At 42.4% G+C, this 12,325-nt stretch carries 14 protein-coding genes; 1 reads left to right on the top strand and 13 read right to left on the bottom strand.

Annotated features, from left to right (window positions below):
- Both AC1DVB_RS21660 and AC1DVB_RS21655 read right to left on the bottom strand, forming a co-directional pair.
- A partial coding sequence (locus AC1DVB_RS21660; protein WP_477590887.1) for a DAK2 domain-containing protein occupies nt 1-1,423 on the bottom strand: 1,423 nt, incomplete at its 3' end.
- Nucleotides 1,424-1,441: 18 nt separating this feature from the next.
- Entirely contained in the window at nt 1,442-1,804 is a 363-nt protein-coding gene (locus tag AC1DVB_RS21655; protein ID WP_034313762.1) for an Asp23/Gls24 family envelope stress response protein, read from the bottom strand.
- Between the two features lie 252 nt (nt 1,805-2,056).
- Here AC1DVB_RS21655 and rpmB point away from each other — a divergent pair, with 252 nt between their 5' ends.
- On the top strand, nt 2,057-2,245 hold the full coding sequence (gene rpmB / locus AC1DVB_RS21650) for a 50S ribosomal protein L28 (RefSeq protein ID WP_034313767.1): 189 nt from the start codon (nt 2,057-2,059) through the stop codon (nt 2,243-2,245).
- Between the two features lie 186 nt (nt 2,246-2,431).
- Here rpmB and spoVM read toward each other — a convergent pair whose 3' ends face one another.
- From spoVM to priA, 11 genes are all read right to left on the bottom strand, one after another.
- The gene (gene spoVM, locus AC1DVB_RS21645) at nt 2,432-2,512 is read right to left on the bottom strand and encodes a stage V sporulation protein SpoVM (protein ID WP_034313769.1); all 81 of its coding nucleotides are present in this window, start codon (nt 2,510-2,512) and stop codon (nt 2,432-2,434) included.
- Between the two features lie 122 nt (nt 2,513-2,634).
- Nucleotides 2,635-3,288, bottom strand: coding sequence for a thiamine diphosphokinase (locus AC1DVB_RS21640; protein WP_063576898.1), 654 nt, complete (start codon nt 3,286-3,288; stop codon nt 2,635-2,637).
- 103 nt (nt 3,289-3,391) lie between these two features.
- On the bottom strand, nt 3,392-4,039 hold the full coding sequence (rpe, locus tag AC1DVB_RS21635; protein ID WP_057278421.1) for a ribulose-phosphate 3-epimerase: 648 nt from the start codon (nt 4,037-4,039) through the stop codon (nt 3,392-3,394).
- A 1-nt stretch (nt 4,040) separates the two neighbouring features.
- Nucleotides 4,041-4,922, bottom strand: a complete 882-nt coding sequence (rsgA, locus tag AC1DVB_RS21630; RefSeq protein WP_053534359.1) for a ribosome small subunit-dependent GTPase A — start codon at nt 4,920-4,922, stop codon at nt 4,041-4,043.
- A gap of 23 nt (nt 4,923-4,945) precedes the next feature.
- Entirely contained in the window at nt 4,946-6,979 is a 2,034-nt protein-coding gene (gene pknB, locus AC1DVB_RS21625; RefSeq protein ID WP_477590883.1) for a Stk1 family PASTA domain-containing Ser/Thr kinase, read from the bottom strand.
- 5 nt (nt 6,980-6,984) lie between these two features.
- Entirely contained in the window at nt 6,985-7,734 is a 750-nt protein-coding gene (locus AC1DVB_RS21620; protein WP_034313784.1) for a Stp1/IreP family PP2C-type Ser/Thr phosphatase, read from the bottom strand.
- 4 nt (nt 7,735-7,738) lie between these two features.
- Nucleotides 7,739-8,833: a dual-specificity RNA methyltransferase RlmN gene (gene rlmN, locus AC1DVB_RS21615; RefSeq protein ID WP_057278423.1), complete on the bottom strand. Its 1,095-nt coding sequence runs from the start codon at nt 8,831-8,833 to the stop codon at nt 7,739-7,741.
- Nucleotides 8,833-10,185: a 16S rRNA (cytosine(967)-C(5))-methyltransferase RsmB gene (rsmB, locus tag AC1DVB_RS21610; RefSeq protein ID WP_057278424.1), complete on the bottom strand. Its 1,353-nt coding sequence runs from the start codon at nt 10,183-10,185 to the stop codon at nt 8,833-8,835. The genes rlmN and rsmB overlap by 1 nt, the downstream gene beginning before the upstream one ends.
- Nucleotides 10,172-11,131: a methionyl-tRNA formyltransferase gene (gene fmt, locus AC1DVB_RS21605; RefSeq protein WP_034313796.1), complete on the bottom strand. Its 960-nt coding sequence runs from the start codon at nt 11,129-11,131 to the stop codon at nt 10,172-10,174. Before fmt ends, rsmB begins: the two co-directional genes overlap by 14 nt.
- Entirely contained in the window at nt 11,128-11,613 is a 486-nt protein-coding gene (gene def / locus AC1DVB_RS21600; RefSeq protein ID WP_095678855.1) for a peptide deformylase, read from the bottom strand. The genes fmt and def overlap by 4 nt, the downstream gene beginning before the upstream one ends.
- A gap of 95 nt (nt 11,614-11,708) precedes the next feature.
- Nucleotides 11,709-12,325: replication restart helicase PriA (gene priA / locus AC1DVB_RS21595; protein ID WP_477590880.1), on the bottom strand; the 617-nt coding region annotated here is incomplete at its 5' end.

The following is a 12,325-nucleotide window of genomic DNA, read 5'->3' as shown; positions in this document are numbered from 1 at the left end:
CCCCGGTCTCGATTGCAAGACCGTCAATGTTGGTATCCCGGACAGCATAAGTAATCTGGCCCGTTTTCACATGCGAAAGGGCTTCGATCATCGCTTTTTTATTCTCTTCGGCATCAAGTGAAGGGTTGAAAGCCAACAATGCAGCCATTCCCTGTGGTACTGTTTTCGTTGGAATGACAGTCACATGATCCCCAAGTACATCTGCAGCCTGATTGGCGGCCATGATGATATTTTTATTGTTAGGCAAGATGATCACATGATCTGCATATGCCCCTTCGACAGCTTTAACGATATCTTCCGTACTAGGATTCATCGTTTGCCCGCCTTCGATGACGGACTTAGCACCGATGCTTTTGAATAATTCGCTGATGCCAGCGCCCATCGCCACTGACACTACAGCGTACTTCTCTTTGGTGGGCGGTTTAGTTTGAAGCGGTGTATTCGTCTCACCTACAATCGCAGTATGCTGTTCACGCATATTATCGATTTTCATTTTTATTAAACTACCATATTGCTGTCCATAATTCAGGCAGGTGCCAGGCTGTTCAGAGTGAATATGTACTTTGACGACTTCATCATCTGAGATGACTAGTAAAGAATCTCCGTATTCACTTAAATCATTTCTGAATTTTTCTTCATCAAATGATTGATTGGCAAGTTTTTCACTTTCCAACCGGACCATGAATTCCGTACAGTAGCCAAACACGATATCTTCCGTGTTCATATGTCCTTGTACATTCATATGATGTTCGGCACTGATCATGTCATCCATGCTTGGACCATTTGCGGATCGGACTGGAAGGGCTTCACCTTTCAGCTCAGCAAGGAAACCTTCATATACGAACACCAACCCTTGCCCCCCGCTATCAACGACACCCACTTCTTTTAAGACTGGAAGAAGATCAGGTGTTCGTTTTAATGAAGCATTGGCCTCCGTAACGATTTCTTCCATTACCTTAATTAGGTCTATATGCTTTGCTGCTGATGAAACCGCTTGCTTGGCTGCATCTTTTGCAACCGTTAAAATGGTTCCTTCAACAGGTTTCATAACGGCTTTATAAGCTGTCTGAACCCCTGCTTCAAAAGCTTGGGCAAATTCTTCACTATTGATTTCCGATTTATGTTCAATCGCTTTAGCAAAACCGCGGAACAGTTGCGAAAGGATAACTCCCGAATTGCCGCGTGCGCCCATAAGCAATCCTCTTGAAAGCGACGCACCCACTTTTCCGATGTGTTCCTGGACGTTATTTTGCACTTCCTTCGCTCCCGAAGTCATCGATAAATTCATATTCGTTCCTGTATCTCCATCCGGAACAGGGAAAACATTCAACGCATCAACCATTTGGGCATTAGCCGCTAAATGGTTGGCACCTTGAATGATCATTTCTGCAAAGCGCTTTCCGTTCAAACTTGTAATTGACACAAAACTTTCCTCCTATACTTAAGGGTTCGTCACACGAACTCCCTGTACAAAAATGTTAACGGAATCAACAGCTAATCCTACAGTTTTGTCCAGAGTGTACTTTACCTTTGATTGCACATTATGTGCAACTTCCGAGATTTTCGTTCCATAACTTACGATAATATACATATCGATATGAACTTCTTCCTCTTCTTGACGGACAATTACACCTTTAGTAAAGTTTTCTTTTCTTAAAATTTCGGCAATGCCGTCTTTAAATTGTTTTTTGGAAGACATTCCTATAATTCCGTAGCAATCCACGGCTGCGCCGCCTGCTACAGTAGCGATAACCTCATTAGAGATATCAATTTGTCCATACTTCGTTTGTAATTCGATAGACATTTTCTTTTCCCTCCCAAAAATCAAATCAACTAAAGACATTTTACTATAATGTCTATGGTTTTAAAAGTAAATGTCTTACGGTACTCTATATAATTCAATTTTGAAGTATGTATGTCAAGGTTTTTTTCTTGAAAGTAATTAACTGAAGTATTGCATTCTAGCGGTAGGTATGATAAATTATTAAAGTATTTTACAAAGACTTAAGACGACTGCGAAAAACTTAAGCTTGTTGTAGTTAGGAGGGAATTTGACATGGCACGTAAATGTGTAATCACTGGAAGAAGAACTCGTTCTGGTAACAGCCGCTCTCACGCAATGAACGCTAGCAAGCGTACATGGGGCGCTAACCTTCAAAAAGTACGTATTTTAGTTGACGGTAAACCTAAACGTGTATACGTTTCTGCAAGAGCTCTTAAATCGGGCAAAGTAGAACGCGTATAATGTTACGGCATCCTCTTAGGATGCCTTTTTACTTGTAATGGCCGGTATTTAATGGGGATGGTTTCAAATCCTTGACCAGGTCCAGTCTGTATCAAGAAGGATGCCTTCACCCATTAATGGATGGCCGCCCTATTTTACTAAAAAATAACACCTCCCTTAATTTGAGAGGTGTCATGGAGATAAGTATCAGCCTTTTTTAAACGCTCCGAGCATAGCCCTTACCAAACTGCCCAGAACTTTTGGCAATTTAATCGTATAAAATTTCATCATGCCCCTCCTCTTTGCATCCCACAATTAAAGATGAAGTGGAATTTTTCTATTACAACATAAGCTTTTAAGCGGATATAGGATGATCGTAATTATATCCGAATCTGCTCTAAGCATGAATTTTAATCACTGCTTCTTATCACCATTAATATGCCTTTCTCAAATGAAACATTCCCAGATTCGGAAATTAGTTCATTGCTGATGCAAAGCGTCGAACCCATTTCCAAGCTTGCATCGTCCAGGGGATATTTGAAACCCGAAAGAGTAATGCCGGTGACTTCAGCGTTTACTGGGAGCAAGGACAAGTATTTCTTATCATTCAAAGCAGTGACCTTATATGAACCTGCTGTCTTTACTGTGATTATATTTTGCCGATCGACTATGTATATATCCATATCACCATGATGAGGGAGGACACTTTCTTTTTGGAGCAGCTGGATATTCCCGAGAAAATGGTCCATTCTTCCCCCTGTTGCGCCCAGAATGTGAATTTCTCTTGGCTTTTGCCCCATTGCCCATTTAAATGCGATTTCTAAATCCGTTTCATCCTTTTCCGAGGAATAAAGATTGATTTCTTCCAGCATTTGCTCAATCTTTTCGTATTCACCTTCCGAAACCGAATCAAAATCCCCAAAACCGTACTTAGGTTCGATACCTTTTTCAAGCAGAGACCATACTCCCCTGTCAACCCCGACCCAAAGATCTGTCTTCTCCTTATACCATGTCAAATCCGGCCAAAAACATTCCGGACCTCCAGCCATTATACTGATAATCATCGAAATCATCCTTTTCCATATAAAAATCATATCCAAGGTGCCTTAGTTTAATTGATAAAAAAAGCCGATCACCATCATATGAATATGATAGTGTCGGCTTATATCACTTTCCCCGAATCTTTTGAATCGCTGCGTGTCGATCTTTCTGATCATATATTGCCGAACCGGCCACCAGGATTGTCGCCCCTTGTTCAATACATAGTTTAGCCGTTTCTTCATTTACTCCACCATCAATCTCTATCTCGAGATTTTGATTATACTTTCCTGCCATCGCCTTCACTTCGGCAATTTTCGGAAGAACGGATTTAATGAACTTTTGCCCCCCAAAACCCGGATTAACCGTCATCAACAATACCATGTCAATATCTTCGATTATAGGTTGTATCAAGGAAGCCGGAGTGGCTGGATTAAGCACCACGCCTGCCTTTACACCAAAAGATTTGATCAATTGAACCGTTCGATGCAAATGTGTGCAGGCCTCTACATGTACAGTTATATAATCAGCTCCCGCTTTCGCAAAGGACTCGATATAACGATCAGGTTGTTCGATCATTAAATGAACATCAAGCGGAAGCTTCGTTACTGGGCGGATAGCATCAACAATTAGTGAGCCTATCGTTATATTCGGCACGAAATGCCCATCCATGACATCCACATGGATCAAATCCGCTCCGCCCCTTTCCACATCAAGAATTTCTTCTCCCAATTTTGCAAAGTCAGCTGATAAAATGGATGGTGCGATTTTAACCATTTTAATACCTCGGCTTTCTATCTCTTATTTCTTCTAAGAATTGCATATAATGCTCGTATCGATAACGGGGAATTTCCCCGGAATCAACCGCTTCCTTCACTGCACATTTCGGTTCTTTATCATGGAGACAGGCCCTGAATTTACAGTCTTCCCCATGCTTATGCATTTCCGGGAAGCAATAGGATAGCCGTTCAGCTTCCATTTCCATGAATTCAAGTGAACTGAACCCTGGAGTATCCGCGACAAGTCCAGAGCCAATATGGATCAATTCAACGTGCCGGGTCGTATGCTTCCCGCGTCCCAGGTGTGAAGAAATATCATCCGTCTTTAAAGCCAATTCCGGATTGATCGCATTCAGCAAAGACGATTTCCCAACACCGGACTGACCCGCAAATACACTGGTTTTTCCTTCTAAATACGGCACTAGTTCTTCAATCCCTCCGGCGGTAACGGAAGATGTCTCCAGTACAGTATAGCCAAGTTTCTGATAGTCCTTGATATACTGAGACAATTTCTTTTGATTTTCAGCTGTAACCAAGTCCAGTTTCGTCACGACGATAATCGGTTCGATTTCGTTATCTTCGATCAATACGAGAAATCGATCAAGCAAGGCTGGACTGAAATCAGGTTCCACTGCCGAAAAGACAAGGATTGCCTGGTCTACATTCGAGATTTGCGGACGTATCAATTCATTCTTTCGCGGTTTTATTTCGGTCACAGTCCCGTCCGTTTTATTTTCCGCTTCAAAAACAACATAATCACCAACGAGCGGGGTTACCTTATTCTTCCTGAACAGGCCCCTTCCACGGCATTGATAGACCTCTTCACCATCAAGGACATAATAAAATCCACTTAATGCTTTGATAATTTTTCCTTCGGGCATAACCACACTCCTAATTATTATATTTATTCTGGATATGAGACGGATTCGTCAATGATGACCTGATTGTCCCGCATGATTTTATATCCTGCTTTCTTATCCGGGGAAACCATTAATTCGATCGTTCTCTTGGCATCTTGCAATATATAGAATGTTTCTTGAGGCTCCGTCATGCTATTGTCGATATCCTCGATGAAAATTTGGATTTTTTGTGATTTGCCTGGCTCAACCGGATCATACTCGATTTTGACTTCCTCCGTTACAATCTTGGGCGGAATCTCTTCTTTCCCTTTTGAAATGACCACTTTCACAGTACTGCCCTTTTCCACCTTCGTAGCAGGTTCCGGTGACTGGGAAATGACAAGCCCCTCAGCTACAGAATCATCATAGATTTCTTCTTCGACATCGATCTTTATTCCACTTTCACTGGAATAATCATCAAGGGCAGCTTTATTGAACCCCGTTAAGTTCTTCAAGCTCAACAGATCTGCCCCTTTACTGACCGTCAGCTCAAGCTCCGTTTCCGATGGTACGACCTCAGTGGCACCCGAGGGAGATTGATCTATGATCGTGCCGGGAGCACTGTCATCATATTTTTCAGTAACGCTTATGTTTTTGAATCCCATTTTTTCAAGCAGGGATTTAACATCAGAGTAATCTCGACCTTCATAGCTGGACAATGAAATCGTCTCTTTACCAACGCTTTGATAAATATCGATCACTGCACCTTCCTTGACCGTCTTACCTTCCTTAGGATTGGTTTTGATCACAAGACCAGCTTCAACCTCTTCATCTTCAATCTCGATCGTCTCTCCAATTTCCAAATCCATTTCAAGCAATTCAGTTATGGCGTCATCCAATTCTTCCCCTTTAAGGTCAGGGATCGTCACTTCCTTCGAGACAAGGAGGGGAGGTAAAACTGTGACAGATAAAACAGCAAGCAGTGCGAGAACTAAAAAGGTGGTCACCAAGATCGCAGGCATGTTCTTTCGCTTTTTACCTTTGTGTTCCGACTTGTTTTTTTGTTTTTTCTGTTTCTTTTGTTTCTTCTGTTTCTTTTTTGAATTACTCTCTGCTTCTGATTCACTTTCCTCATCGTCCGCATAAACTAACGTATTTTTTTCAGGACCCCTTATGATTGTCTCATCGATGCTTGAAAGCTGATCATCCGTTATGACGGGGATGGCTTTTGTTGCATCATGATCTTCGGGAATCGCAAAAGGAAGTTCATTTGAACGCTCCGGATTAAGCGACGTCCGTATATCATCCTCCATCGAGTCCACACTCTCATAGCGGTAATATGAATCTTTGGCTGTTGCTTTCAAGATAATATTTTCCACACTCTGGGGTATTTCAGAATTCCAGCGTTTTGGTGAAGGAGTTTCCGATTGTAAATGTTTAAGAGCTATCGACACGKCTGATTCACCCGAAAAAGGCAATCTCCCCGTCAACAATTCAAACATGACGATGCCAAGTGAATAAATGTCCGATTTCTTATTGGCCATACCGCCTCTGGCCTGTTCCGGAGATAAATAATGAACCGAACCCAAGACTGCGTTGGTCTGCGTTATGTTTGTTGCACTTAGGGCCAATGCAATGCCAAAGTCCGTAATCTTGACGGTTCCTTCCTTATCAATCAAAATGTTCTGTGGTTTGATGTCACGATGGATGATCCCATTATGATGGGCATGGGAAATCGCTGCCGTGATTTGCCTCATGATATCCAAGGCTTCATCAACTGGAATTGGATAATATTTTTGTATGTATTGCTTAAGTGTAAAACCGTCAACGTATTCCATTACAATATAATAGATGGAATCTTCTTCACCAACATCATAAATACTTACGATATTGGGATGGGCCAAACTGGTTGCCGATTGGGCTTCCCGATTGAAGCGCTTGATGAACTCTTCGTCATTATTAAAATCCATGCGAAGGATTTTCAATGCAACATCCCTATCTAAGATCATATCCCTAGCAAGGTAAACATTAGCCATACCGCCGCCGCCGACCATCTGGATCAGTTTATAACGGCCGTTGATCCTTCTGCCAATCAACATTCAATTCACCTGCTTTCACTTTCTTCAGTAAATTGAACAAGCACAAGGGTGATATTATCTTCCCCACCGTAGTGATTGGCCTTATCTATTAATGAATTCGCCTTTTCTTCAAGTGACTGTGCATTGGTTACCGTYTCTTCCAGTTCCAGTTCACTCACTTTATTCGTCAATCCGTCCGAACAAAGCAATAGTAAATCATTTTCTTCGAAGATGACCGTCATAATGTCCATTTCCACTTGCATTTCTGTCCCCAAGGCTCGTAATAAAACATTTTTCCGTGGATGGTTTTCGGCATCTTCTTTTGAAATCTGACCGGAACGGACCAATTCGTTAACGAGTGAATGATCTTCCGTGACCTGCTTAAAACCACTCTCATTATACAAATAACACCGGCTGTCCCCGATGTTGGCAATGGTAGCAAACTTGTCGGTGCAAATGGCTGCAACAATGGTGGTCCCCATGCCCTTACATTCCGTATTCGCTTCTGCATGTTCAAAAAGCAACTGATTGACCGTGAAGATTTGCTGCTTAAGCCAATCTTCGGCATCATTTGCCGTTTCGATTCCGGTGGATACTTCCCAGCCCTTTTTCAGAAGGTCTATCGTCATTGCACTGGCTACATCCCCGGCACGGTGGCCGCCCATGCCATCTGCAACGATGGCAAGGCGAACGCCTTCCGAGTTCTTAAAGATTCCGCCATTATCTTCATTATGCTGGCGGACTTTTCCACGGTCTGTCTTAAATATTGCCCTCATAGGGTCACCTCGTCTCTTCTTTGCGCTCCTTGGCCCGAAGCTGGCCGCAGGCTGCGTCAATATCACTGCCTTGTTCCCTTCGGATCGTTACATTAATGCCGCGCTTCTTCAATGTTTTTTCAAACTCAAAAATCTGGTCCCGAGGTGTTCGTACATAGTTGCGTTCCGGTACATAGTTAACCGGTATTAAGTTCACATGGCATTTTATCCCTTTTATTAAAACTGCTAATTCTTCAGCGTGCTCCACTGAATCATTTTCGCCACCGAATAGACCATATTCAAAACTTACACGGCGGCCTGTTTTTTCTGTATAGTATTTGATGGCCTCAATCAGGTCTGGAAGTTTGTAGGCCTTATTGATCGGCATCAATTTACTTCTCAATTCCGTATTCGGTGCATGAAGGGAAACAGCAAAGTTTATTTGCATGCTTTCTTCGGCAAACTTATAGATTTTAGGAATGATTCCACTTGTGGAAACGGTAATATGACGCGCCCCGATGTTCAAGCCCTTTTCATGGTTTATATTCTTCAAGAATGACATCATATTATCGTAGTTATCAAACGGTTCACCGATTCCCATGATAACGACGGAACTAACACGCTCTTCCGACTCATCAAGTGCTTGCTGAACTTTAACGACCTGGGCAACAATTTCCCCTGATTCAAGATTCCGCTTTAAACCGCCTAGTGTCGAAGCACAGAATGTACAGCCAATTCTGCATCCTACCTGCGTTGTCACGCAAATGGAGTTTCCGTATTCATGACGCATCAGCACCGTTTCAATCGAATATCCATCTTGGAGTTCAAATAAAAACTTCATCGTTCCGTCATTGGACGTTTGCTGAATCAAAGTCTTCAATGTTGTGAAGGTGAATTGCGACTCCAACTTATCCCGTAATGATTTCGAAAGGTTGGACATATCTTCAAAACTGGAGACACGCTTTTTATAAAGCCAGTCATATACTTGCTCGGCCCGGAATGCCTTCTCTCCATTTTGAAGAAGCCATTCTTTAATTTGGTGAAGCTCCAATGAGTAGATCGATGGTTTTTCTGGTGTCGTGTCTTTTCTTACTCTAGATGATTTAGTGATTTCTGCCATTACAGCACCTTCTTTCTAAAACTCGCAATAAAGAATCCGTCACTGCTAAAATATTGCGGAAAAACTTGCAGCGTATGACCCTCGATATATGGCTGAACGCTTTCAGGCATTCTTGTGGACAAGGTTGCATCGCTTTCAAAATCCGGATGGCTTTCCAAAAATGCTGCAGCGACTTTGTCATTTTCTTCTTTATCCACCGTACAGGTACTATATACTAACCGTCCTCCTTGCTTAACAAGCGGGGCAGCCGATTCCAATAATTGTTGTTGTATACTTGAGAGTTTCATTATATCATCTTTTGTTTTAGTATACTTTACATCAGGTTTCCGGCGCATGACTCCCAACCCGGAACATGGTGCATCGATCAGGACCCTGTCAAACCCTTCCTTATTAAAGTGCTCTTGCACTTTTCTGCTATCAAGAGCCATTGTCTTAATATTGTTTCTGAGTTTTAGGCGCTCCGCCTGCTCTTTAATTAGCTTGACCTTATGTTCATGAAGGTCGAGTGCATATACTTGTCCTGTGGTCAAGCCTTCTGCGATATGGGTCGTTTTCCCTCCAGGTGCAGCACAGCAATCGAGCACAGCATCATTTTCATTCGCACCCAATGCATGGGCAACTAGCATTGAACTCTCGTCCTGAATCGATAAATACCCCATTTTATAGCTTTCTGAATGAGCAAGATTCCCTTTATAGCTGACGATTGCTTCTGGAACGACTTCACTCGCTTCAACATCATATCCTTCTTCCGTTAATATGCTGATCAGTTCACGGCGTGAGATCTTTTTTAAATTAACACGTCCTGTCTGTAATGGCGCAGTTAAGTTGATTTCACACATTTCCTTGGTTTTTTCATAGCCAAATTGCTCTACCCAACGCTGGACCAGCCAAATAGGATGACTCACTTCTATGGAAAGCCGTTCCAGATCATTTTTAATTTCCTCTAAAGAAGGAACACCATTTCTTTGAATATTACGAAGCACACCATTGACCATCGAAGAGGTGCCCTTGTGTCCGCGCTTTTTGGAAATTTCTACGGCCTCGAAAATGATTGCATGATCAGGCACTTTATCTAAATAGACCATTTGGTAAACGGAAAGTCTAAGTAAATTGATGACCCAGCTTTGCGTTTTTTTAGGTTGTTTAATAAACGGGTTCAAAAAATAATCCAAAGTCATTTTCCGCTGGATGGTACCGTAGCTTATCTCTGTAAGCAAACCGCTGTCCACGGCGGATAACTGGTGCTTTTTAATCAAGTTGTTCAATAATAGGTTACTGTAGGATTGGTTTTTCTCTACAGATTCCAAAATATCGAGAGCGATTTCACGTACTCCCTTTTTAGTTTGCTTCATTCTGTTCTCCTAACTTCATGCCTGCTTTAATGAACGATCCGGCTCCGCGCAAGTAATCTTTCGCCGGCATTTTTTTCTTTCCTGAAGGCTGCAGTTCTGTTACTAGTATTGCCGTCTCATTGCCTGTCGAAACGATGAAACCATCATTTTGTACCTCAACGATCATGCCCGGCAAGGCCTGCTTGCCAGCTTCTAATTTCTTCACTTGCCATATTTTCATAATGGAACCGTCTAAGGTTGTATAAGCAACAGGCCAAGGATTCAGGCCGCGTACATGGTTATAGATGTCTTCCCCTGATTTCGACCAGTCGATTTTTTCCTCCGACCGTTTGATGTTAGGCGCAAAAGATGCTTTAGCATCATCTTGCTTGATTGCCTGTAACTCTTCATTTATAAGTTTTGGAAGTGTGTCCGCAAGTAAATCCGACCCTACCTTGCTTAATTTATCATGCAATGTACCAACATTGTCTTCTTCCTCTATAGTAACTTCCGCCTGAGTCAATATATCACCGGCATCCAATTTTTCTGCCATATACATGATGGTTATCCCTGTCTTTTCTTTCCCCTGTAAAATGGAATAATGAATTGGCGCCCCTCCACGCAGTTCAGGAAGCAGGGAGGCATGTACATTAATACAACCGTACTTAGGGGCATCCAACAATTCATTCGGAAGAATTTGTCCGAATGCCGCCGTCACCACTAAATCAGCATTCAATGCAATGATTTTTTCAAGTTCTTCTTTTTCCCGGATTTTTTCAGGCTGATAAACGGGTATCCCATGCTTTTCGGCTTCGACTTTAACTGGCGGCGGCGTAAGCACCTTTTTGCGGCCCACTGGACGATCTGGCTGTGTGACAACAGCGATCACATCATACCCTTCATCAATGATTCTTTTCAATACCGGCACCGAAAAGTCCGGTGTACCCATAAAAATTATTTTTGTCATTCTTCTCCATACCTTTCTAACTCTTCTTCCGAAATATACCGGGAAACCTTACTTGTAAATAAGACTCCTTGCAGATGATCGATTTCGTGTAGAAGGGCCCTAGCAAGGAAATCCTCCGCTTCTATCTCGAAATAAGATCCTTTTCGGTCTTGTGCCCGGACTTTGACACGGAAAGGACGCACTACTTCACCATATAAATTCGGGAAGCTCAAGCATCCTTCAACACCTGTCTGTTCTCCTTCCAATTCCAGCACTTCCGGATTAATCAGTTCGATTGCACCTGATCCTTCCTCTATTTCAACGACGGCCACTTGCTTTTTCACGCCAACTTGAGGTGCTGCAAGTCCAACGCCATCCGCCTCCACCATCGTTTCATACATGTTATTTAACAGCTTTGCCAACTTTTTATCAAAACTTGTTACTTTATCGCATTTTTGTTGTAAAATTTTTTCAGGAAACAAAACAATCGGTAAAATAGCCAAAATTAAAGGTACCCTCCTAGATATGAAAAACAACACTTCATTATATAAAAACGCAAGCTGTTACAGCTCGCGGTAATCATCCATCTCTAAAATAATTACATCATGATCTGTGGATTTAAATCTATTGAAATCTGCAGATGATTTTGAGCGGTTTCTTTTTGGTAATGCTCTAAAAGTGTGCGTAAATGCTGATTCAGGTCCGGCTCTCGTTTGTATTTTATCAGACATTGATAGCGATATCTATTGTTGATTCGACTAATGGGCGAAGCAACCGGACCTAGTACGACAGAATCTCGATTCAATCGCGAGCCTAAATAATTGGTGATTTTCTCAGTAACACTCACCGTCTTCATTAAATCTTCATGTGAAACGGTTATAAGGACAACATAATAATATGGAGGGTAATGACTTTGCCTCCTTAGATACATCTCCCGTTCATAAAAAGCATCATAATCCTGCAGGGCAGAAAGCTCGATGCTGTAGTGCTCAGGCGTATAGGTTTGGATGACCACTTCTCCCGGAAGCTGATGACGTCCCGCCCTTCCGCTGACCTGCGTCAGCAGCTGAAATGTCTTTTCCGAAGAACGGAAATCAGGCAGATGTAGCATCGTATCGGCTGAAAGGACTCCAACAAGAGTGATATTAGGAAAATCAAGGCCCTTGGCTATCATTTGGGTGCCTAGCAATATATCCGCTTTTCCTTCACCAAAGG

The sequence above is a fragment of the Peribacillus sp. P4_D6 genome (assembly GCF_056401795.1).
This window is presented reverse-complemented; position numbering and strand designations above follow the sequence as displayed.